General features: G+C 42.9%; 14 protein-coding genes. 10 read left to right on the forward strand and 4 right to left on the reverse strand.

Annotation, left to right across the window (positions count from 1 at the left end):
* The 3 genes from AC3E9V_RS14750 to AC3E9V_RS14760 all read left to right on the forward strand — a co-directional run bounded on the left by AC3E9V_RS14750 (nt 1) and on the right by AC3E9V_RS14760 (nt 7,562).
* Nucleotides 1–1,494: a RagB/SusD family nutrient uptake outer membrane protein gene (locus AC3E9V_RS14750; protein ID WP_488748896.1), complete on the forward strand. Its 1,494-nt coding sequence runs from the start codon at nt 1–3 to the stop codon at nt 1,492–1,494.
* Between the two features lie 75 nt (nt 1,495–1,569).
* Nucleotides 1,570–5,118: a VCBS repeat-containing protein gene (locus AC3E9V_RS14755; protein ID WP_488748897.1), complete on the forward strand. Its 3,549-nt coding sequence runs from the start codon at nt 1,570–1,572 to the stop codon at nt 5,116–5,118.
* Nucleotides 5,119–5,195: 77 nt separating this feature from the next.
* The gene (locus AC3E9V_RS14760) at nt 5,196–7,562 is read left to right on the forward strand and encodes an ABC transporter permease (RefSeq protein WP_488748898.1); all 2,367 of its coding nucleotides are present in this window, start codon (nt 5,196–5,198) and stop codon (nt 7,560–7,562) included.
* 118 nt (nt 7,563–7,680) lie between these two features.
* Here AC3E9V_RS14760 and AC3E9V_RS14765 read toward each other — a convergent pair whose 3' ends face one another.
* Nucleotides 7,681–9,054, reverse strand: coding sequence for a redoxin domain-containing protein (locus tag AC3E9V_RS14765; protein WP_488748899.1), 1,374 nt, complete (start codon nt 9,052–9,054; stop codon nt 7,681–7,683).
* Nucleotides 9,051–10,115 (reverse strand): formylglycine-generating enzyme family protein, encoded by a 1,065-nt coding sequence (locus AC3E9V_RS14770; protein ID WP_488748900.1) that lies wholly within the window; start codon nt 10,113–10,115, stop codon nt 9,051–9,053. The genes AC3E9V_RS14765 and AC3E9V_RS14770 overlap by 4 nt, the downstream gene beginning before the upstream one ends.
* 369 nt (nt 10,116–10,484) lie before the next feature.
* Here AC3E9V_RS14770 and gltB point away from each other — a divergent pair, with 369 nt between their 5' ends.
* Together gltB and AC3E9V_RS14780 are read left to right on the forward strand one after the other, a co-directional pair.
* Nucleotides 10,485–14,963, forward strand: coding sequence for a glutamate synthase large subunit (gene gltB / locus AC3E9V_RS14775; protein ID WP_488748901.1), 4,479 nt, complete (start codon nt 10,485–10,487; stop codon nt 14,961–14,963).
* Nucleotides 14,963–16,438 carry a glutamate synthase subunit beta gene (locus AC3E9V_RS14780; protein ID WP_488748902.1) on the forward strand — a complete coding sequence of 492 codons (1,476 nt, stop codon included), beginning with the start codon at nt 14,963–14,965 and terminating at the stop codon, nt 16,436–16,438. The genes gltB and AC3E9V_RS14780 overlap by 1 nt, the downstream gene beginning before the upstream one ends.
* 157 nt (nt 16,439–16,595) lie before the next feature.
* Here the strand turns inward: AC3E9V_RS14780 and AC3E9V_RS14785 are convergent, their stop codons facing one another.
* On the reverse strand, nt 16,596–16,802 hold the full coding sequence (locus AC3E9V_RS14785) for a hypothetical protein (RefSeq protein WP_488748903.1): 207 nt from the start codon (nt 16,800–16,802) through the stop codon (nt 16,596–16,598).
* Nucleotides 16,803–16,920: 118 nt separating this feature from the next.
* On the opposite strand from AC3E9V_RS14785, the gene AC3E9V_RS14790 reads away from it, so the two are divergent.
* From AC3E9V_RS14790 to AC3E9V_RS14800, 3 genes are all read left to right on the forward strand, one after another.
* On the forward strand, nt 16,921–17,826 hold the full coding sequence (locus tag AC3E9V_RS14790; RefSeq protein ID WP_488748904.1) for a hypothetical protein: 906 nt from the start codon (nt 16,921–16,923) through the stop codon (nt 17,824–17,826).
* Nucleotides 17,827–17,915: 89 nt separating this feature from the next.
* Nucleotides 17,916–20,906, forward strand: coding sequence for an ATP-binding cassette domain-containing protein (locus AC3E9V_RS14795; RefSeq protein WP_488748905.1), 2,991 nt, complete (start codon nt 17,916–17,918; stop codon nt 20,904–20,906).
* Nucleotides 20,907–20,911: 5 nt separating this feature from the next.
* A complete protein-coding gene (locus AC3E9V_RS14800) occupies nt 20,912–21,673 on the forward strand; it encodes a YdcF family protein (RefSeq protein ID WP_488748906.1) in 762 nt (253 codons plus the stop codon).
* Between the two features lie 89 nt (nt 21,674–21,762).
* Here AC3E9V_RS14800 and AC3E9V_RS14805 read toward each other — a convergent pair whose 3' ends face one another.
* On the reverse strand, nt 21,763–22,116 hold the full coding sequence (locus AC3E9V_RS14805; RefSeq protein ID WP_488748907.1) for a hypothetical protein: 354 nt from the start codon (nt 22,114–22,116) through the stop codon (nt 21,763–21,765).
* A 69-nt stretch (nt 22,117–22,185) separates the two neighbouring features.
* On the opposite strand from AC3E9V_RS14805, the gene hisS reads away from it, so the two are divergent.
* Nucleotides 22,186–23,547 carry a histidine--tRNA ligase gene (hisS, locus tag AC3E9V_RS14810; protein ID WP_488748908.1) on the forward strand — a complete coding sequence of 454 codons (1,362 nt, stop codon included), beginning with the start codon at nt 22,186–22,188 and terminating at the stop codon, nt 23,545–23,547.
* Between the two features lie 36 nt (nt 23,548–23,583).
* Complete coding sequence (locus AC3E9V_RS14815; protein WP_488748909.1) at nt 23,584–25,203, forward strand: T9SS type B sorting domain-containing protein; 1,620 nt, start codon at nt 23,584–23,586, stop codon at nt 25,201–25,203.
* Nucleotides 25,204–25,212: the final 9 nt, after the last annotated feature.

Genomic DNA, 25,212 nt, shown 5'->3' on the forward strand with positions numbered 1-25,212 from the left:
ATGAAAAAGTATATATATTCAAAAGCTATCATTCTAGCTGTATTTCTTTTTACAGCTTGTAATGAGGACATATTAGATAAAAGCAATCCAGCGCAACTTTCAACGGAGACGTTTTTTCAGACTTCTGACCAGTTGCAATCCGCAGTGAACGCGGTTTATTCCGGACTACAGGCAAATCAGCTGTATAACAGAGAGTATTTCTTCTTACATGATATGTTGTCAGATGAAAATGCACCAAACCCACAACTGGAAGCACCCAGAAGGGCCGTTTTAGAGTATAACCTCTCCCCTTCTAACCTGCTTATTGTTTCGGTTTTCACAGGTTCTTATCGAGTGATTCATCGAGCCAATGTGGTCATTGCTAATGCAGATAAAGTGCCAGCCAATGAGATCTCAGATGAACTGCGAAACCGATTTATCGCAGAAGCCAGATTTCTTCGAGCATGGGCATATTTCGAATTAGTCAGTTTATGGGGTGATGTGCCGATGTTGACAGAACCAGCTGCAAGCAGCGAAGGTTCTGAAAGAACACCAGCCAATACTATTTACGATGAAGTGATCATTCCTGATCTTGACTTTGCTGAACAAAACCTCCTGCCTAAATCTGAATATGGTGATGCAGACCTTGGTAGAGTTACACAGGGAGCTGCACAGGCTTTGAAAGGAAGGGTTTACATGTTTAGAGCTGCAGATGACCCCTCCTATTATCAGGATGCTCATACGGAGTTAAACAAAGTCATCCAATCTAATGAATACAGTCTGGTAGACCGATACCTGGATAACTTCACCGATGAGAATGAAAACAATGCCGAGTCCATTTTTGAGATCCAGTTCTCCACTGATCACGGATATGGTAATCCCTGGTCACCAGACGGAAATGGCATAGCCGAGGTAACATTCAGAGGTCAGGAATACACTCCAATTACCGGCTGGAATAACGTAGACCCTTCTCAGGGTTTGCTTGACGCTTACGAAGCTGGTGACCCCAGGTATGACTATAATTTTTACCTGAACGGAGACACTTACAATAATGGCCAGGATGTGATGACCGGTCTGCCTGAGCCAGGATGGCAGAAATACTCTAACGCCTATCAGCAGGATAATGAAAACCAGATATCAGGCATCAATTTCAGAGCCATACGATATGCTGATGTACTGCTGATGATGGCTGAAGCTGAAAATGAGCTCAACGGACCTGCAAATGCTGTAGGTTACGTGAACGAGGTAAGAGCCAGAGCTGATGTAAACCTGCCAGCGCTGGCTGCTCCGGGCACGGCCGAAGAGATGTTCGACCTTATTGCAAATGAAAGAAGAGTGGAGCTGTGCGGAGAGCAAATTCGCAACAGAGATATCCGAAGATGGAGAAGAGCAGGTAAACTGGACTCTGAACCGATAGCTAACTACAGATCGATACATGACCTGTTGCCGCTGCCAACCAGTGAAATCGACAACAATTCTGCCTTAGGTCCTGAAGACCAGAATGACGGTTACTAATTCACCTGTTGTACCATTAAGCCACCCTTATTATCAGAGGGTGGCTTTTTTGTCTACCTAAAAGAAACCTACCTTATGAAGTCTTTGATTTTTTCAGTCCCACTCTTACTACTTGGTTTATTTGGTTGCGATAAGCAAACACGTTTTGAACGTAGAACTCCCAATGAGACCGGTGTGGATTTCGTGAATAAGCTCACTTTGACTGATTCCTTTAATATCCTGGAATTTGACTACATCTATAATGGTGGTGGAGTGGCAGTGGGAGATTTTAATAATGATGACCTTCCGGATCTTTTTTTTACGGGCAACCAGGTTTCATGCGAATTATACTTAAATAAAGGAAACCTGAAATTCGAAAAGGTCACCAGCCTGGCCGGTGTAACAACCACTCAATGGACAGAAGGTGTCACGGTAGTAGATATCAACAATGACAGGCTACTGGATATCTATATTTCCACCTCCAGCGGAGGACAAAACCTGTCAAACCAAAACCTGCTTTTTATCAATGAAGGAATAAGCCAGGACGGAGTACCAACATTTTCTGAGCAAGCTTCGGCTTACGGAATTGCAGATACCGGATACAATACACAGGCTGCTTTCTTTGATTATGACCTGGACGGTGACCTGGACCTGTACATCCTTTCAAATGCCCTGGAAAATTTTAACCGCAATACCACTCGTCAAAAAAAACTCGATGGTAGTGGAAACAGTACCGATAAACTTTATCGCAATAACGGAGACGGCACTTTTTCCAATGTGTCTGAGGAAGCCGGGATTCTTGTAGAAGGTTATGGTCTGGGCATTGCTGTAACAGACATCAATAAGGACGGCTGGCCCGACGTATACCTGGCTAATGACTTTGTGACTAACGATATCCTATACATCAACAATCAGGACGGCACATTCACAAATCAAATTCAAAAACAAATGAAGCATCAAAGCCACAATGGCATGGGTGCTGACGCGGCTGACTACAACAACGATGGGTATACGGACATACTTGTTTTGGACATGATGCCTGAAGATAACCTTCGGCAAAAAGCAATGATGTTTCCTTTTGCCAGCTATGATAGATTTATGCTCAACCTGTCAATGGATTATGAGCCACAGTATGTAAGGAACACTCTCCAACTAAACAATGGTGATGGTACCTTTAGTGAAATCGGACAGCTCGCTGACATTTATCAGACTGACTGGAGTTGGGCTCCCCTGTTTGCAGACCTGAATAATGACGGCCTGAAAGATCTCTTCATCACAAATGGGTATGGGAAAGACATAACTGATATGGATTATGTAGCCTATAGCCAGTCACTTCGATCCTTTGGAACACCTGAATCCAAAAGAAAAGCGCTCCTCGATGAGATCAAAAACCTGGTAGAGATCCGCCTTCCAAACTACGCTTACCAAAACCAGGGGAACCTGATCTTTGAAGATAAATCAGAAGAATGGGGACTTGCAGATGCGTCTCTGTCAAATGGAGCCGCTTTCTCAGACCTGGATAATGACGGAGACCTGGATCTGGTTGTCAATAATGTCAATGACCCTGCATTCGTTTATGAAAACACCTCCACAAGTAAAAATGACAGTACATCAAACCACCTGAAGATATCCTTAAAAGGACAAGAGAAAAACTTAAAAGGCATAGGAGCTAAAATCTATCTCTCCTATCTGAAGAATGATCAAAATCATAAACAGTACTATGAGCATTTCCCTACGCGAGGTTACAAGTCCACAGTAGATCATACCATACATTTTGGTCTTGGAAGTGTCACCAATGTGGACAAACTCAAAGTCATTTGGCCCGATGGGAACCAGGAGATCATAAATGATGTCAAAGCAAACCAAATGCTTACACTGGACTACAAAAACGCCACAACACCCAATAATCCTGATATAAATGTAGAGCTACCTAAAGAAGAGCATAACCTGTTTGAAACACCGGTCTCAAAAACAGGCCTCAATTATAAACACACTGCTACAGATTTTGCTGATTTTAAAATACAGCCGCTACTACCTCATAAGCATTCTGAAAATGGTCCTGGAATTGCCGTAGGTGATATAAATCAGGATGGACTTGATGATTTTTATATCGGCGGAAGCCCCGGCAACCCGGGTAAACTATTCGTTCAGAACGAAGACGGTTCCTTCACAAACCGTACAATAGTTGATAATCAGGTATCTGATGATATGGGAGCTTTATTCTTTGATAGTGATAACGATGGAGACCTGGACCTGTATATAGTTAGTGGTGGAAGTAGGTTCCCTGCAAAATCCCCTCAATATCGTGACCGCTTTTACAGAAATGACGGGCATGGAAATTTCACTCAGGACACTACAGCTATTCCTCAGTTTTATACTAGCGGGTCAGTAGTTACAGCTTCAGATTTTGATGCCGATGGCGACCTGGATCTCTTTGTCGGTGGCAGAATCACACCGCACGAGTACCCCCTGCCAGCCAGCAGTTATCTCCTGGAAAATAACGGAGGTCAGTTTAGAGATGTGACTCAGGAGATCCTACCACAGCTATCAGACCTGGGCATGGTCACTACAGCGCTCTGGACCGACGTAAACGACGATAAGAAAATAGATCTGATGGTTGCAGGAGAATGGATGCCTATCTCTATTTTCAAGCAGGAAAGTGATGGTACATTCACAGATATTACCGGCCAATCAGGACTTGCTAGTACCTCCGGGTGGTGGAACAGCTTACAAAGTGGAGACTTTGATCAGGATGGAGATATTGACTACATAGGTGGAAACCTTGGGCTGAATTCCCGCTATAAAGCTTCTATAAAGGAGCCACTTTCATTGTACACCAGGGATTTTGATAATAATGGAGAAATTGACCCGCTGATGTTTTACTACAACGAGGGAGAAAATTATCCTGTTCACACTCGGAACAAACTGATCAGTCAGATTGCCGGAATGAAAGGTCGATTCCCAAAATACGAATCATTGGGAAAAACTACATTTGAGGATTTTTTCAGAGAAGGAGAACTTGACGGAGCTTATGTGCTTAAAAGCTTTGAAATGAGAACCTCACTGATCGAAAACCTGGGAGATGGAACATTTAAGGTAACTGGCCTTCCCATACAAGCTCAGTTTTCACCAGTTTGTGGGAGTATTACTGATGATGTAAATGAGGATGGTAACCTTGATGTCGTGATGATTGGAAACTCCTACGGAACTGAGCTGTATACCGGAAGATATGATGCCGGCTATGGTACTGTTTTACTCGGAGACGGTACAGGAAACTTTCAGACCCTCCCGGCAAAAGAGACCGGCTTTCAGGTGGCCGGTAATGCCAGAGCACTGGCCAGACTTACCACCGGTAAAAAAGATATCTTTTTGGCAAGTCAAAACAGAGACAATCTGATCCCATACGAGGTAGAGAGTAATCGACAAGTAATTGAACTGGAACCCATGGACCAGTCAGCGCTCATAGAATATAAAGATGGAAGAAAAATTAAATACGAATTTTATTACGGGGCCTCATACCTGAGTCAATCGAGCAGGATTTTAGCACTTACAAACCCCTCTGAGATAAAAGCTTTGACAATAGTTACATACCAGGGCAAAACACGAGAGATCAATTTACCCGGAAGTAAAGTCACAATGAGGTAACTCAAAAAAATAATTCGTCTGTATGCAACCTTTCATAAAAAGTGGGGTATTTCTATTGAAACCATCACCTCACAAGCATGCTGAAAAACTTTTTTGTTGTAACCATCCGTAACCTTCGGAGAAACAGTCTCTACTCCATAATCAATATTTCCGGCCTGTCCATTGGGATCATTTGCAGTATTCTGATCCTGCTTTGGGTTGCAGATGAAACATCCTTTGACCGTTTTCACCCGAAGGCTGATCGCCTGTACCAGCTTTGGGTCAATGCCGATTTTGACGGCAAGATCAACTCATGGAGATCCGTACCTTTACCTACCTACGAAGCTTTAAAAACAGCTGACAATAACATTAAAAATACAGCAGTCTCAGACTGGGGCGGAAACCACTTATTGACTTATGAAGACCTTCGGATCATTAAGCAGGGTTACTTTGTCAGTGAGGAATTCTTAGAAATGTTTGAGTTTCCTCTCATAGAAGGCAATGCCGAAACAGTCCTCGATGACCCCTCCTCCATTGTCATTACTGAAGAGCTTGCCGAAATAATCTTTAAGGGTGAAGACCCAATGGGCAAGTTTATCAGAATAGATGATGAGAGTTCTCTGAAAGTGACAGGAATTCTCAAAAACATTCCGGGAAATTCCTCCTTTCAGTTTGACTATCTGATGACTTATAAGCACTGGCAAAGTGTAAGCCCCTGGGTTGTTCGTAACAAGACCAATTGGGGAAATTATTCCTTTCAGGTCTATGTAGAACTCTATGCGGAAGAAAAGCATGAGATGGCAGAGGCTGGAATAAGAGACCTGCTGACAGAGAACGGAGAAGATGATATGCCCAGGTTTCTCTTTTTGCATCCGCTTACTGACTGGCGCCTGTACTCAAACTTCGTAGATGGGAAGCCTGAAGGCGGCATGAGTGATTATGTACAGTTATTCACCGTAATTGCCATTTTCATCCTGGTGATAGCCTGTATCAATTTCATGAACCTGGCAACTGCCCGGTCTGAAAAGCGAGCAAGAGAAGTGGGTATTCGCAAAAGCCTTGGCTCTCAGCGAAGACAATTGATCTACCAGTTTATCGGCGAATCTCTTTTCATTGCAGTATTAGCCTATGGTATTGCCATACTCCTTGCACAACTACTGCTACCGGCGTACAACAGTCTGGTGGATAAGGAACTGAGTATTGGATATTCTTCACCTCAGTTTTGGTTTTATTCGGCTGTAATAGTCCTCCTCACAGGTATAATTTCCGGGAGTTATCCTGCCTTCTACCTATCCTCGTTTAGTCCTGTCGCTACCCTTAAGGGAACCCTTAAAGCCGGTAAAGGGGTCACCACTCCTCGTAAGGTTTTGGTGACCCTCCAGTTCGGATTTTCCATTTTGTTAATGATCGCTGTGGTGGTTATCTATCAGCAAATAGAGCTGGTTAAAAACCGGGAACTGGGATACCGGCAGGAAAACCTCATAACCATTGAAAACACCGATCAGATTGCCAAGAATTATGAGGTATTGAAGCAAGAGCTGCTCCAGTCCGGTGCAGTAGAGGCCGTAACCCGGTCTAATAGTGCCATCACCTCCATCAACTCAAATAATTTTCTCGGCTGGCCTGGAAAGCCCGAATCCCAAAAGGTAATTTTCACGACAATAGCCACTGAGTACGACTACACCAAAACGATGGGTATCGAGGTGCTGATGGGCCGAGACTTCTCGAAAGAATTTAGTACCGATACCAATGCCATCATCATCAATAAAGCAGCCCTAGACCTTATGGACCTGAATGATCCTATAGGTACTCCTTTGGATCTTTGGGGAGGTAAGCGTACGCTAATTGGAGTAGTGGATAATGTACTGATGGGTTCTCCGTATCAGGAAGTAAAGCCTATGTTCATGATTATTGATCCGGACTGGGTAAGTGCCATTACAGTTAGACTGAGCAAAACGAATGACATACAGGAGAGCCTCAATACAGTAGAAGCGATTTTCAATAAACATAACTCAGCCTATCCTTTTGAATACAAATTTGTTGATGTGGAATTTCAGCGAAAGTTTACCACAATCCATATGACCAGGAAACTGGGGCTTTTGTTTTCCTTCCTGGCCATATTTATTACAGGGCTGGGACTGTTTGGGCTTGCTGCTTACACAGCCGAGCAGCGAACCAAAGAAATCGGTATCCGAAAAGTACTTGGAGCTACTGTCGCTAACCTGGTAGCGCTCATATCCAAAGACTTCTCAAAGCTGGTGATTTTATCATTTGTGATTGCCGCACCTATAGGTTGGTACCTTTTGGATCAATACCTGGATAGATATCCGGTCAGGATAACCATCCAGTGGTGGATATTTCCATTGGTGGGACTGGTTGCATTACTTTTCGCATTAGCAATCGTCTCTAACCAGGCTACCAAAGCAGCACGGGCCAATCCTGTGAAATCTTTAAGAAATGAATAGCAACTGTTAATGTGGGTATGGGTGTGGGTGGGTGTGTTGAGCTTTCAGCACACCCATCATCCTTTTAATACTATTGTAAACCCGATACTCCGGAGAATTACCTCGATTGACAATTCAATTAAGGGTTTGACCGCTTTACAAAATCAACAATCTGGTCGATATCCAAATGCTTTGCTATGATCTTTTTCTCTTTATCCAACAAGTAGATTTTTGGCGTACTTCGCACATTGTAAGTTACCCTGAAATAGCTCTTACCGGATGGATCTATCGCATGAAGCCAGGTGGGGTTAGCTTCACTCACAAATTCCCGCCACCGTTCTACATCCGTCACAGTACATACAGCCACAATCTGGATATCCAAATCAGCCAGGGCCTGATCATGTTCTTCGATTTCTTTGACAGCCTTTTTGCAGTGACCACAATCAGGGTCATAAATAAAAAGCAGAGTATACGGAGCATCCACATCCTCCAGAAGAAAAGGCTCCATTGTCTGGTCTACCACATTTAGGTCCGGAGCACGCTTCCCTAAGAGATTAGGCTTAATATAAGCCACTTCCTCCCTCAGCTTCTTAGCATATTCGTCGGTGACCCAGTCTGCTTTTGGGTTGAGATAATAATTTTCAATCAGGTGGATCATCACCGCATCCATTCCCATGACTTTGGATTCCGCATACTTTTTAAAAAGTGTCACCAGCCAGTAACGATATAGCTCAGGATCGCCTTCTACTTTACTGAAAAACCAATCCAGTTCATCTTTTAGAGAATCAGGGTGCTGAATCACCACTTCCTCAAAATACTTCATCACTTTAGGGTGTAGCAGTGGTGTTCGTAAAAGTCGATTATCCGCAAGGTCTATTAAGTCAAAATAATGGCTCCTGTAGTACTGATAGCGCTTCTTTTGTCTTTCAGCTTGATCCGCTATATCATCCATTGGAGGTACATCTACATCCTCCATCATTCGTAGAAAAGAAACCGTAAAACTTTCAGGGTATTCAGTGGCCATTTTACTCCTAAAGTCATCCATTTCCCGAGCTACTTCTTTCAGACGCCTGGCTGCCTGTGCTGAATCTGAAGCACTTCCCTGCTTTATGGTTTCAGCAAGGGTCCTTTGCTCATGCTGCAAGGCACCAAGCTCTACCTGAAAACTTTTAAAAAGCTCATTTTCCTGAGAACCGGAAATTTGAAGGTCCTTATATCCTCCCCCAGATGCTATTTCCAATGAATAAGACTTGTCTTCAAGAACAAATTCAAAGAAATAGTTAGGTGTATAGATAAAATAGAGCCCTGGATTTAATTCTTCGGAATTCAAACTAAGAGAAAAGCGATCATCCGCTACCTCCAAAGTATCCAGAACGTATTTCTGATTACCGAAATAATAACCTATATAAACGCTCGTGTCCCGGATCCCCTCTATCCTAAAATCAATTTCTCTTGTTTGCCCGCTTACTAAATAAGACCCAATTAATAAAATACCTATATAGCAATATTTCATTCTTCTGTTTTTATATCCTTTACACAACGGAATCCTGTATGATTAAAGCCGGAATCCTTACTTGAGGACATCCTTCTTGATACCCTGTACCCACTGCAGTAACTATCATTACACAAAAACGAACCTCCACGGATAACATGCTTTGGAGTGTACGGTTCTGAGGGATCGAAATACCTTTCCGGACCCTCCGGATTTATTACCTCCCCCTTTTGAACATCCTCTGCATAAGAATTCACATTATACTTATCCTGACACCATTCCCATACATTTCCAGCCATATCATAAAGCCCAAAACTATTAGGAGGATAAGACTTCACCGGAGCTGGACCATAATATCCGTCTTTCTCCTGGTTTTCATACGGGAAAAAACCCTGCCAGAAGTTCGCCTTATCAAACGATTGCTCTATTGGTTCATCGCCCCATGGATACTTCACCTGCTGTCCTCCGGATGCTGCCCATTCCCATTCGGCTTCCGTAGGCAGTCGTTTGCCCGCCCACTCAGCGTAGGCTTGTGCATCCTCCCAGGCCACATGCACTACCGGGTGATCCATTCTTCCTTCCAGGTCACTATCAGGACCTTCCGGATGCTGCCAGTCAGCTCCTATAGTCCATCTCCACCATTGCGAATAGTCACGGAGGTTCACCGGGCCATCCGTAGCCACAAAAACCAATGAACCCGGTGCCAGTACGGAATCCGGCGGCTTTGGTGTACCAGGTGGCACCTGTGACTTCATCTCTTCCCAGTCAATCGCTCTTTCCGCTACCGTCACATATCCTGTAGCATCTACAAACGCTTTAAACTCCCCGTTAGTAACTTCAGTTTCATCCATCCAAAATGAGTTTACTTCAACCTTATGCCTCGGAAACTCATCTTCATAAGCCTGATCTGATCGTCCTCCCATGGTATACGAACCTCCGGGGATCTTAACCATTCCATCTTGCTTTTCGATACTGGACAAGCCTTCTGTTGAGGCTGACTTTCCAGGACTGTCACATTGAACAAAAAAGATTATCAGAACTAAAAATGCCCATGCGGAGTTGTAAAAAGGATAAAGAGACATATTAAAAATTTTCTTTGGACTTAAAGTTCGAAACAACTCGATCGTTCAAAAATAATAAGAGATAGGAAACAGTATAAAATCCTTAAAATAAGGAGAACAAAGAAACAGGAATTTCAGGTTCATTTCTATAAAATCAACAGATCTGCAAGAATATAAAGTCTTTCTTAAAAAAATTCTTGTTTCGTTAAATAAAATACAATTACCCACCCCTATCTCGAAAGGATTTTGAATTATCATAAAATCAGGATGTCAAAATTGTTAATTTTGAAATAATATTCTGAAAGGATTTCTTTTAAAGGAATTTTATTTCTTTAAAGGGCCAAAATTCAGTAATTTTGAGGTTGGTTTTAAAGAAAAAGCGGAGATTAAATGCAACATAAGGGACTGTATAATAAAGAGTTAGAACATGATTCATGCGGAGTTGGATGTATTGCCAGCATCAAAAACAAAGAATCTCATAAAATAGTAAGAGATGCTCTCACAATGCTCAAGAATATGGAGCACAGAGGCGCAACCGGTAGTGATGAAAACACTGGTGACGGAGCGGGCATCCTCGTCCAGATCCCCCACAATTTTTTCAAGCAAGAACTGGCAAACTTTGCAATAGACCTACCTAAAAAAGGCACTTATGGAGTCGGCATGATGTTTCTCCCTAAGCACTATAGTGTTAGAGAAGAGTGCCGTGTTATGTTAAATAACTGCATTAAGGATCTGGGACTTTACCTCATCGGATACAGGGCTGTACCGGTAGACGAGCAGGTGCCGGGACACGAGTCCAAAGCGGCAGAACCACATATAGAGCAGGTTTTCGTAGGTTCAAAAAAAGAATTATCTGAAGATGAACTCGAACGAAAGCTCTTTGTTCTGAATAATTATGCTACCCATGAAATCAAAAGTAAGGTTGGTGGTGAAAATGGCAGCTTCTATCTCTGTAGCTTTTCAAGCCGTACAGTAATCTATAAAGGTCAGCTTAAAACTGATCAGGTAGAACGCTACTACCATGACCTGAATAACAAAGATTTCAAGTCTGCTTTTGCAATTGTTCACTCGCGCTTTTCTACAAATACCTTCCCGAACTGGAAGCTTGCTCAGCCATTCCGATACCTCGCTCACAATGGAGAAATAAATACCATCAGAGGTAATGTCAACAAAATGAAATCCAAAGAGGCCAACATGTCCTCTCCGCTCTTTACCGAAAAAGAACTACAATGGCTGCTACCTGTAACCGATCCGAAAAATTCAGACTCGGCAAATCTTGATGCCCTGATTGAGTTATTGGTTCTTGGAGGCAGAACTTTGCCGCATGTGATGATGATGCTTGTACCTGAAGCATGGCAGGATAATTCATACATGGATCAGATGAAAAAGGCCTTCTATAAGTATCATGCTGCCCTTATGGAGCCATGGGATGGGCCTGCTGCGCTCTTCTTCACTAACGGTAAGCAGCTGGGAGCAACTCTGGACAGGAATGGTTTGCGTCCGGTACGATACACCATTACCAAGGATGACCGATTGATAATGGCTTCTGAAACCGGAGCTATCCCGATCTCCCCAGACAACATTGTGGAGAACGGAAGACTTCAGCCGGGTAAAATGCTTTGGTTGGACCTGCCAAACAACAAGTTATACAAAGATGAAGAGATCAAGAAAAAGGTAGTTGAAAACAAACCCTATTTTGATTGGATCAAAGAAAAAAGAATCAAGCTCAGACTGCTGCCTAATCCTGAAATAAATGAAGAGAAGGCTGATCCGGAGCTCCTCAGAAAGCAGTTGAAGGCTTATGGTTACACCCAGGAAGACCTGAAACTCACCGTGCAACCTTTAGCCGAGCAGGCTAAAGAGCCTGTAGGGTCAATGGGGGCCGATGCGCCGCTGGCAGTTCTCTCCAGACAGTCTCAGCATATATCAAACTACTTCAAGCAGTTCTTCGCACAGGTAAGTAACCCTCCTATCGATCCGATAAGAGAGCGTCTGGTTATGTCTTTGTTTACCAGGGTGGGAGAATCTCTCAATATCCTTGACGAGACACCAGACCACACAAAGCAGATCCATATTTCTCAGCCCGTACTTTCTAAAGAAGACTTTTATAAGCTGACTCATCAAAAAGAAATTGGATTTGACCATGCCTATCTTGATGCCACTTATGATCCTTCAAAAGAGAATCTTCATGATGCTCTGGAGAGAGTATGCGAGGAGGCGAAAGCAGCTGTAGAAAGTGGTAAGAAAATACTTATCATCTCCAACAGGAACATAGATGAGGTTTCCGTACCCATCCAGACATTACTTGCTATAGGAGCCGTACATCACTATTTAGTGAAACATAACATTCGAACGCAGGCGGGAATTATTGCAGAAGCAGGTGATATCTGGGAAACACACCATTATGCAACAGCAGTAGGTTATGGTGCCAGCGCTATCTATCCATTTAAGGTCTATGAGATCATTGCTGACCTGTATGAAAATCAAAAGCTTGATAGTTCGGTTTCCCTTTCAACATACTTTGAGAACTATACTAAAGGTATCGGTGGAGGTCTGCTGAAGATCCTCTCCAAAATGGGAATATCTACCCTTCAGTCTTACCAAAGCGCTCAGATCTTTGAGTGTGTAGGTCTGGGATCCGAAGTGGTAAATAAATGCTTCAAGGGAACCGTAAGCCGACTGGACGGTCTGACCTTCGAAGACCTTGAAAAAGAAGCATTGATCAAGCATCACGCTGGTTTTGGGTCTGGCAAAAAACTTCTGGAAGTTGGAGGATTTTTCCAATGGAAGAGAAACGGAGAAGCTCACTTGCTGAATCCTGAGACGATCCATTTACTCCAGAAGTCTACCTCGTTAAATGATTACGATCTATTCAGAAAGTATTCAAGCAGCGTTCACCAGTACCAGGAAAACACAATTACTTTAAGAAGCTTATTCGAGTTTAAAAAGCGAAGCGCTATCCCGATCGATGAAGTGGAGCCCGCTTCCAGCATCATGACGAGATTTGCAACGGGAGCTATGTCTTTTGGCTCCATATCCCACGAAGCGCACTCCACGCTGGCCATCGCTATGAACAGGATAGGCGGTAAAAGTAATAGTGGAGAAGGTGGTGAAGACGAAATCCGCTTTGAACGCAAACCAAATGGAGACTGGGAAAGATCAGCAATTAAGCAGGTTGCTTCCGGTAGATTTGGTGTAACCAGCAACTACCTGAAAGAAGCCACTGAGCTTCAGATCAAGATAGCCCAGGGGGCAAAGCCCGGCGAAGGTGGTCAGTTGCCCGGACATAAAGTGGACGAATGGATAGCTAAGGTAAGGCACTCCACACCAGGTGTAGGCCTGATTTCCCCTCCTCCTCACCACGACATTTACTCTATAGAGGACCTGAAGCAGCTGATTTATGACCTTAAAAATGCTAATCGGCATGCAAGGATCAATGTAAAGCTCGTTTCTGAAGCCGGAGTAGGCACTATTGCCTCCGGAGTTGCTAAAGCAAAAGCTGACGTAATCCTGATATCGGGAGCAGATGGAGGCACGGGAGCATCTCCTTTGAGCTCTATTCGCCATGCAGGTTTACCATGGGAAATTGGATTAGCAGAAGCCCATCAGACATTACTTAAAAATAACCTGAGAAGTCGCGTAGTACTTCAGACAGATGGTAAGCTGATGACAGGACGGGATGTCGCTATTGCTACCCTGCTGGGAGCAGAAGAGTATGGTTTTAGCACCACTGCCCTGATCGTGGAAGGATGTATCATGATGCGTAAGTGCCACCTCAACACCTGTCCGGTAGGTATCGCAACACAGCGTCCTGAATTGAGAAAACTATTTACAGGAAACCCTGACCATGTCGTGAATTTCTTCCGGTTTATCGCTGAAGAATTACGTGAAATCATGGCTGGACTTGGGTTCAGATCGATTAGTGAGATGGTTGGTCAGTCGCAAGTTCTGAAGGTACGATCTGATTTAGACCACTGGAAGTTGAAAAATATAGACTTCTCTCCTATCCTGTACCAGGAGAAAGTACCTACTTCATATGGTACCTACAATCAGATCGAACAATTACACCATCTTGAAAAAGTCCTTGATCGAAAGCTCATAAAGGACTATCTGCAAAAAGCAGAAAACAACAAAGTGTACAATATCAAAAATATAGACCGGTCTGTCGGAGCTATGCTTTCACATGAAGTATCTAAAATATATGGAAGTAAAGGCGTTGACATAAATACATTTAAAGTAGGATTTAAAGGCTCCGCCGGCCAAAGCTTTGGAGCATTCCTTGCTCCGGGTATTGAGTTTTACCTGGAGGGAGAAGCCAATGACTACTGTGGTAAAGGGCTTTCCGGAGGGAAGATCACAATCAAAGTACCGGAAAAAGCCACTTTCCAGCCAGAAAAGAATATCATCATCGGGAATGTGGCCTTCTATGGAGCAACATCCGGAAAAGCCTATATCAACGGGAATGCAGGAGAACGTTTCTGCGTGCGAAATTCCGGCGTGGAAACTGTAGTAGAAGGTATCGGAGATCATGGATGCGAGTATATGACCGGAGGCCGGGTGATTGTCCTTGGGGAAACAGGAAACAACTTTGCCGCTGGTATGAGTGGCGGAATTGCATACATCCTTGATACCAATGATGAATTTAAAAATAAGGTCAATACGGAGATGGTGGGTCTGGAATCACTGGATAGTGAGGATATAGATTATATCAAGAATGAAATCCAGGAACATGTCAACCACACCAATAGTAAACTGGGATCAAACATCCTGGATGACTGGGATCACATGCAGCAGTACTTTGTGAAAGTGATGCCAAATGACCTTAAACGAGTTTTAGAAGAAAGAAAAATACAAGAGAAAGTAGCATAATGGGAGCAGTAGACGGATTTTTAAAATACGGAAGAGAACTTCCAGGTTCAAGAGACCCTCAGAAGCGAATTGAGGATTATAAAGAGATATATGATCCTTTTCCTGAAGAGAAAACGAATAAGCAGGCAGCACGATGCATGGATTGCGGCATACCGTTTTGCCATCAGGGATGTCCCTTAGGCAATCAAATACCTGATTTCAATGATGCAGTGTACCAGGGAGACTGGGAAGCAGCATACGATATACTCTCTTCAACCAATAATTTTCCGGAGTTCACAGGCCGGATCTGCCCGGCTCCATGCGAAGGCTCTTGTGTTTTAGGTATCAATAAAGATCCTGTTGCAATTGAGCATATTGAAAAATCAATTGCTGAAGAAGCATTTCAAAAGGGTCTTGTCCAACCAAAGCTTCCTAAAGAACGAACAGGCAAATCTGTGGCCATAGTAGGATCAGGACCAGCAGGACTTGCAGCAGCCAGCCAACTGAACCAGGCCGGACATAATGTGACCGTCTTTGAGCGCGCAGATAAAATTGGTGGATTGCTTCGATATGGTATTCCGGATTTCAAAATGGAAAAATGGACCATTGACAGGAGGCTCGAAGTAATGGAAAAAGAAGGGATCGTTTTCAAGACGAATGCCAACGTGGGTGTAAACGTACCCATAGCAGACTTAAAAGAAAACTTTGACGCTATCCTCCTATGTGGAGGCTCTACCGTACCGAGAGATCTGCCTCTGCCCGGACGAGACCTTAAAGGCATTCATTATGCCATGGATTTCCTCAGCCAGCAAAACAAGCGAGTTGCTGAGAACCCATCTGTACTGATCAACCATAAAGGAGAGGATACCAAAGAAGATATACTGGCTACCGGCAAAAATGTAGTGGTAATTGGTGGTGGTGACACGGGCTCTGACTGTGTCGGAACCTCAAACAGACATCGTGCAAAGTCCATAACTCAGATAGAGTTGCTTTCCAAACCTCCGGAAGGGCGGGCTATTAATAACCCATGGCCTGAGTGGCCTATGACATTGAAAACATCATCTTCGCATGAAGAAGGATGTGATCGTTCATGGGCAGTTCTCACCAAAGAATTCATCGGAAATGATAAAGGAGAACTTACCGGGATGAAGCTGGTAGACATTAAGTGGGGAGAAAATGGCATGGAAGAGATCAGGGACACCGAGCGGGTAATACCTTGTGAATTAGCGCTTATTGCTGCCGGATTTGTTCATCCTCAGAAAGAAGGAATGATTGAAGAACTGGATCTTGACCTTGACAACCGGGGAAATGTGAAAGCAGATAAGTATGCTACCAGTGAGAAAGGAGTCTTTGCTGCAGGTGATATGCGCAGAGGCCAGTCTTTGGTAGTATGGGCCATTTCAGAGGGAAGAGAAGCTGCAAAAGCCCTGGATGAATGGCTGATGGGCGCCTCTACCCTGCCATCAAAGTCTGAATCATTTTTTCAGCTCGTCTAGTGTGATGATTTGTAAGAAAGGTGACTAAATTTTTGATGTTATTTTTTCTTCAGACACGGCAAAATTTGAGGGCATAGCAGGGTTATGGTAGAAAATTTTAACACAGTATGAAGGAAAAAGAGCGCAAAAATAGTTGGCTTTTTTACAAGTCAGCACACTAGTACAGATCTCGTATTTCAAAATCTTCTCCCTTACCATACCTGGTAAGGTCTGACATTGTATAACGCTCAAGCGTATTCAGGTCTTTTAGTAAGAAATCCTGGGGGGATAGCACCTCCAGGATTTCGAATTCAAAACGCTCTCCGAAATTAACCAGCCAATATTTTTTCCCTGCTCTCAAACTACTGTAACTGAGTCCACCCATCGGTTAATTTTTGTTTTATTGTCTTCTATTGGCGAAATTATCCACACTAAATTTTAATCCTGCTTAAAAAGCATTAAAATTGAAAGGAATTTTAACCTAACCAAGAATTTTCAAAAAAATGAAAACGACTTTTCGAAATACCTACGGCATACTGGCAGGTACATTGTTAATCTTTGTAATGGCAAGCTGTGGAGGCGGATCCAAAAAAGAATCAACAGCGGATGATGTGTCTTTTGAAGATCAAAAAATATCAGAAGACATTGATAAGCTTCTCAGTGACCTTCCTTCCCCTACCGAGGTGCCTTATATGCTTAAAGCCACTGGTGAAGATTTTACACCGGGTTTGGTTAACGATTTGGAAAGATTGGATAATTACCTGACTAACGAGGATGAATCCGCTTTAAATCTTGGAGTATATGCTACAGACATTGGATATCTGGTGTCATATGAAAAAGTCGATGATGCTCTGAAGTATACAGAGGCATGTCAAAAACTGGCTGAATCTTTGGGAGTAGCTTCAGTATTTGATGTCTCCACCATGGAGAGATTCCAGGATAACCTCAGCAATCCGGATTCCATCAATTCGATCATGGAAGAGTCTATTATCGGAATTGAGCAACGACTTCAGGGTGCTGACAGAGTACCTACCGCAGCATTGGTTCTCTCCGGCAGTTTTGTAGAAGGGCTATACCTTGCGGTGAAAGTGATCGAAGAATATCCGGATGATGTACTGGATGAAGATACCAGAAACCTGATACTGGAACCAATGGTTCGGGTAGTTCTGGACCAGGAAAAACCTCTGTTGGATGTAATAGCTATGCTGAAAGACCTTCCTCAGGATGATATTATTGCTCAAATGATCACAGAGCTAAACATTCTGAAGATTCTCTATGAAGGAGATCTGCAAGAAGTAGAAGAGAAGATTGCTTCCAATGAAGGGGATTTTGTTCTTACGAGAGAAATGCTCGCTGACATCACCACTGAAGTAAAAAGAATTCGAACAGATATTGTAGAATATCAATAATTACCACACCAACCTAATCTAAGAAGAAAAGCATTGGATCAGTATCCAATGCTTTTTGTATTTTTAGGCTGCCTAACTAAACCTTTCCTATGAGCGAAGAAATACTCAGCGCGATTATACACCTGTTGGCGATCGTAGCAAAAGAAGATGAAATAACGACCGATGAAATCGCCTCCATCGAAGGCTACCTAAAAGAGAATCTCAGCGAGGAAACTGCCAAAAAGTACCTCAAACTTTTCAATGAAATATGTGACTCACTGAGTTTTAACACAAAAAGCGAGGAAGAGCAGATTGCAGAGATCTGCTCTAAAATCAACCGCGAGCAGACCGCTCAGCAAAAGGCTGTAATCATATTAAACCTGATCATCCTGATTGCATCGGATGGGGTCATTACAAAGAGAGAAACAGAGCTACTTTACCTGATATCGGATGAGATAAATATTTCGAAAGAAATCACCGACCTGATTAAAGCATTTGTTATTTACCAGGAGCGGAGCAAAATTGTTTCCCCAAACATTCTCATTATCGATAATGGCGCTCAAAGCATTCCCGATGAATGTAAGCACCTGGTTTACAAAGACCTGGACGGATTTATTTTCATTTTGCGAATACCCGGGATCGAAGTATACCTTGCTAAATATATAGGTGAAAAAGGGCTTACCTTAAATGGAGCTCCGATGAAAACCAACCACATCTACAATTTTACGATAGGTAGCGTAATAAAATCGGCGGGCAGTCAGGCTGTATTTTTCAGTGAAGTGGTCAGTGTCTTCCAACAGATCGACTCTGAGCACCATATCACATTTGTGGCACAGGAGGTCACCTTCAAATTCAAAAACGGGAAAGTCGGGATCAGAAATATCAACATACAGGAGGAAGGTGGCCGTCTTATCGCCCTTATGGGCGGAAGCGGAGCTGGTAAGTCTACCCTCCTGAATGTGCTCAATGGCAATGAGACACCGGCCCAGGGAGAGGTAAGGATCAATGGGATAAATATCCATGAGGAGAAGCGACAAATAAACGGTGTAATTGGTTATGTACCACAGGATGATCTGCTGATTGAAGAACTAACCGTCTTTGATAACCTGTATTATGCTGCAAAGCTGTGCTTTAAAGGCCATTCGGAAAGTGACCTTACTGAGCTGGTAGAGAAAACACTGCTGGCGCTGGGGCTGTATGAGACTAAAAATCTCCAGGTAGGATCACCTTTGGATAAAACCATTTCCGGGGGTCAGCGAAAACGTCTCAACATAGGCCTGGAACTACTCAGAGAACCTTCAGTACTCTTCGTAGATGAGCCCACCAGTGGACTTTCATCCAGGGATTCAGAAAATATCATGGACCTGCTAAAGGAGCTTTCCTTAAAAGGAAAGATGATCTTTGTGGTAATCCATCAGCCATCCGAGGATATCTTCAAAATGTTTGATAAGCTGATTGTTTTAGATGTAGGAGGCTATCAGGTGTATTATGGGAATCCTATAGAGGGTATATCTTACTTTAAGGAGCAGGTAAAAATGGTAGACCAGGCCAATACCGCCAACCCTGAGGTGATATTTAATATCATAGAGTCAAAAGTAGTCAACGAATATGGACACCTGACAAGTGAGCGGAAGAAAACCCCATATCAATGGTATCTGCTTTTCAAAGAAAAAATAAAACTTACCAGGGTTCGCGAAGCAGATAATGTTCCTCACAAAACTCTGAACATCCCAAATAAGTTAAAACAGCTTGGCATTTTCAGTATCCGGGACCTGAAAACGAAGCTAAGAAATAAACAATATCTGATCATAAACTTTCTGGAGGCACCTGTATTAGCCCTGCTATTGGCTTACATAGTTCGTTATGTTCCCAGGGAAGCCGGAGAATACCTGTTTAGCGAAAACCCTAATATTCCCGTATTCTTTTTTATGTCAGTGATTGTGGCCCTGTTTATGGGCCTTACAGTCAGTGCTGAGGAAATTATCAAAGACCGAAAAATACTGGAAAGGGAAGCCTTCTTAAACCTGAGCCGGGTCAGCTATCTCAGTTCAAAGATCCTGATTCTGTTTATTCTTTCGGCGATTCAGACACTAACCTTTGTTTTGATTGGTTCGTGGATCCTTGAAATAAAAGGAATGATCCTTCCTTTCTGGCTAGTGCTTTTTTCCGTATCATGCTTTGCCAACGTACTTGGACTGAATGCATCTTCTGCATTCAAATCAGCAATTACCGTTTACATTCTTATTCCCTTACTTGTAATTCCGCAGCTCATTTTGAGTGGTGTTGTGGTAAATTTCGATAAGCTGAACCCCACCATCACCGCAAAAGATAAAGTACCGGTAATTGGCGACTTAATGGCTTCCCGATGGGCTTTTGAAGCACTTGCTGTCACACAATTCAAAGAAAACGCCTACGAAGAAACTTTCTACCTGTATGAGCAGATCATGGCAGAATCCGAGTTTAAGACTTCCTATTTATTACCTCAGCTCACAGATGACCTGGAGCGTGTAAGGGACCTTAAACAAAATGAAGGTGCACAACTTGAAATCAATGATAAGCTAAATCTAATAAGAAACGAGCTTAGCAAAGAGGCTGCTGCGGTTGGAGCTGATATCCCCGTAATTCAAAAACTAACAACAAGCAGTTTTGATGATGGAGTTTTCAAGGAAACCACCAATATCATTAAAAAACTGAATAGCTATTACAATGAGCGATTCAAAAAAGCCAACAAAGAAAAGCAGGCCATTCTCAGGTCACTGACCAGTACACCAGAAAAAATGCAGGCTTTTAACCGACTAAGGGAGCAGCATGAGAACGAAGCTATAGCAGTCCTTGTGAAAAACATGGGCACTGAAAACCGTCTGTTGAGAGCCGGTGATGAATATGTACAAAAAATCTATCCGGTTTATCAGAGGCCAACGGCAGCAGGCAGTCCATTTGATTTTAGAACCCTCTTTTACTTTCCGGAAAAACCGGTAGCCGGAACCGCATTTGACACTTTGTACTTCAACACATTTATCATTTGGTTGATGACCGTCATTTTGTTCATGACCCTGTATTTTGATGTATTTAAGAAGATCGTAGGAGGTAATAGAAAATAGACACAGTGTTTTTCATCTTATCTAAAGTATTTTACTTCCTGGTCAACCCGGTAAGTTGGATTATCGCATTACTTTTTCTGGCTGTTTTTAGTAGAACAGAAAAAAGGAGGAAAGCTTTTCTCATAGCCAGCCTTGGAAGTTTGCTCTTATTTACAAATCCGTTATTGATCAACCTAACCTTGCAAAAGTGGGAATACCCTCCCAGTCGCCCTTCCGAACTCCCACTGGTGCGTACCGGTATCATGCTTGGTGGAGTCACCGAAGTGAATAAAGGACCTGAAACACAACTTCATTTGAATGCCAGTAGTGACCGGCTCGTGGAAAGTATCCGGTTGCTTAACGAGCAGGTCATCCAGGAGCTGATCATTTCAGGGGGCTCCGGATCCTTACTCCATCCTGAAGAGAAAGAAAGCATCAAGTTGGAGGAATACCTGCAGGCACTGAACCTCAACAAGTATGTGGACATAGAAGACCAGTCAAGAAATACCCATGAAAATGCAGTAGAGGTAAGTAAAATATTAGGAAGTAAAAACATCATGGACCGTCCGGTCCTTCTCATCACCTCTGCTTACCATATGCGCCGTGCGATCCGTTGCTTTGAAAAACAGGGTGTGACCATCATCCCCTACCCGGTTGATTACCAGTCATCTGAGTTTGAATGGAGTCTGCACTGGATTCTCCCCAGTGTAGAAGCCCTGGAAAACTGGAGAAGGCTTATAAAAGAGTGGGTGGGCTTTGTTGCTTACCGCATAATGGGATATGCATAACCAATCCTTGTTTCCAGAAAAGTTAAAAAGCATAAAAAAAGCTCCCTCGTTCTTGACAAAGGAGCTTGATATTTTGAAAACGATGATCGTTACTTATCCTCTTTTTTCTCTTCTTTTTTGTCATCTGCCTTTTTAGCCTTGGCTTTGGGCGCTTTCTTTTCAGCCTTCTTTGCTTCAGCCTTTGGAGCAGCTTCTTTTTTCGTTTCTTTCTTAGCCTCTTTCTTTTCCTTGGTTTCTGCTGGAGCTGCAGCTTTAGGAGCCTCCTCTTTCTTAGCTTCTTCTTTTTTAGGAGCTTTTGCTTTTTTGCTAAATTCCTTCTTGATCTCCTCTATATCCACATTTTTGATAGTGGGTACGCTATTCAGGCGCTTAATAGTATTAACTCTATTCTTAGCTCTTGAAACGTTTCTTCTTCCTTTTCTTTCTAGTCTTGTAACGGCCATTGTTTGATCATTTCTTTATAACGAGGTGCAAATTTAGAGTATTCGTTAGTTTTGTCCAAAATTTGTTTCATGGCAATATCGAAACCATCAATACCTAAAGGCACACGTGATTTTGGACCGGAAGAATCCGCAAAAAGAACCTATATCACAGATACAATTAAGCGGAACTTCATCAAATATGGATTTAATCAGATTGAAACTCCTGCAATGGAGCAGTTATCAGTTCTCACAGGCAAATACGGAGATGAAGGAGATCAGCTGTTGTTCAAAATCCTGAACACAGGGGATTATCTCAAAAAAAGCTCTCAGCAGGACTATGAACAAGGAAGCCAGCACCTCTTGAATCTTATTTCTGAAAAAGGACTCAGGTACGACCTTACCGTCCCGTTTGCCCGGTTTGTTGTCCAAAACCAACACAACATTTCATTTCCGTTTAAGCGCTTCCAGATACAGCCCGTATGGAGGGCAGATCGTCCTCAAAAAGGAAGGTATCGTGAGTTTTATCAGTGCGATGCTGATATCATAGGTTCTGACAGCCTGTGGAATGAGGCGGAGCTGACGATGCTTATTCACGATGTGTTCAACGACTTGAAATACAATGGCTTTGAACTAAAGATCAATCACCGGGAGATCCTCATGGAACTCGCCAGATATGTGGATCTGACAGGTCAGGAAATGCCATTTTGCGTGACTATCGATAAGCTTGACAAGATCGGCTCTGAAAAGGTAACCGATGAGCTTATTAATATGGGTGCAGACAGTCACAAACTGAAAACCGTCCTAGCATTATTTGAAGAAGATGCCGGCAACCAGGTGAAGCTCCAGTCAATTGAGCAAATTATCGGGTTAAACAGGGGAATCACTGAACTCAATGATTATTTCAAATACCTGACTGAAGCAAACAAAAAAGAACTGAAAGTGTCTTTGGATTTCAGCCTTGCCAGAGGGCTCTCCTATTATACCGGGATGATCTTTGAGGTAAAAGCCACCGATGTAAAAATAGGCAGCATTACCGGAGGTGGTCGATATGATAATCTCACCGGAGTGTTTGGTTTGGAGGGTATTTCAGGTGTTGGTATATCTTTTGGGCTGGACCGCATCTACGATGTACTGGAAGAAAAGGGATTGTTCCCTCCAAGCGTCGGTTCCAGTACCTCGGTACTCATTGCACACTTTGGCGAAGACTGTTTCTTTCATGGAATTGGGATACTTTCGCAATTGCGTGAAAATGGGATCAATGCTGAACTATTCCCCGACAATGTGAAGATTAAAAAACAGTTTAATTATGCGGATAAGCTCCAAATTCCTTTTGTAATAGTCATCGGAGATGATGAAATTGCTAAAAAAGAGTACACTTTAAAAAATATGAAAACCGGTGAGCAGGAATTGCTTAGCATGGGAGATATAATTAAACAGCTAAGCAAGGACTAATTTCCACTTTATTTCGTTGTACTTCCACTGAAGGATTTGAAGAGGTTTCTGATCATATGGTTATGCTCCATCACCTGGGCTCATGCTCAGCATGTGAGTCCGCTGGGGAGGTTTTCGCTACCCTATGAAAAGGCTTGTGCTCCCGTAACAATATCAGTTACTTATGAAGATAATTTTGGTAATATACCTCGCACGTACATTTATGAAGATGGTCTCATAGATGTAACAGACACATTCTACACATACACTGATCCCGGGGTATATGAGATCGTTCAGATTACCGGAGCCAACGTGCCCGTAAAAACTGACACACTGGTTTTTGAAGTGGTAGCTCCTCAAACCCCGCGATTTGACCTGTTCAAGTGTTCCTCCTCAGAGGTGCGAATTGATATCACAGACACCTATTACGACTCGTACATTGTAAAATGGACTAACTCAGACTCTGTAGTTGTAACAGCCAATGCCCCTCCCCCCACCCATGATTATGGAAGCAGCTCCGGTAGTGTTCAGGTGATTGGCAGGTTTAACAATGCCTACCCCAATTGCTCAGATGCATTCAGAGCATTCACATTGACTGAACCTGTAGATGCTACACTGATTTCTGCCAACATCTCAGAAGGTTGCGAGAATGAATTCTTTTTAAACCTGACCACAAACACCGACTCACTCACTTTATACCGGATCTCGGTATCTCAAAATGGCAACTACACCTCCATATTTGAAGGTAAAATAGTCTCCGGACAAAACAGCTATCAGCTGAACTTCGATCCTGGTCAGCCTAATTACTGCATCCGGATCGATAAATTAAATGCCTGTGACGAATCTGTAACTCAGGGAGCTGAATCCTGCTACATGCTTGATAATGCCTCCCTCCGGCCTTTATCAAATACTTATGCCAGTTATTCCGGAGGCGACATATATGTAAACACAGGCTCTACCACCAGCAGCCAAATCAGTGTGTTCAGGAAGTATGGAGACACCGGATCGTATGGTTTTCTCAATTATATCCAAAACAGTTTTGCTGATCAGGTAGGAAGTCATTTCAGGAAATATACATACAAACTTACTCAGATGGATACCTGCGGAACCATCATTGACTCTGCTATAGTGGCTGCTCCATACCTGAAAATCACAAATAAAATAAGACACACGAACGAAATCGAACTAAGTATCACTGAGCCCTTAAATCAACTAACCTCCGGTTATGAACAAACACTTATCATTTACAATAGTGATAGCTCAGCAGCTACGGAAATCCCTTTTGAAACTAACTTCATCCTTCCAGCGCAGATAGGAGATCAGCTAAACCTGGTTGCCCGGTACTATTACCCTACTGATAATGTATCCGTCTTTTCGAACACAGTATCTACTTCCTACGAATTTATCGTTTACATCCCTGATGCGTTTACTCCTGATGCTGACGGATTAAATGACGAGCTGGAGCTTTTTGGCTTACCAACAAACACCTTTGAATTAAGCGTATACAACCGATGGGGAGAGCTTATCCATCAAAATTCGGATGAAAATCCTGCCTGGGATGGCAGAGTAGGAGAAAAAACAGCTCCTGAAGGAACTTACCGCTACAAATTGGTTTTCACACTTGCAGACGGAAAACTTAAAACACAAGTTGGTACCTTTGTCTTGTTAAAAAAATAACGCGCAGAG

The organism is Marinoscillum sp. HNIBRBA16962 (assembly GCF_057801515.1).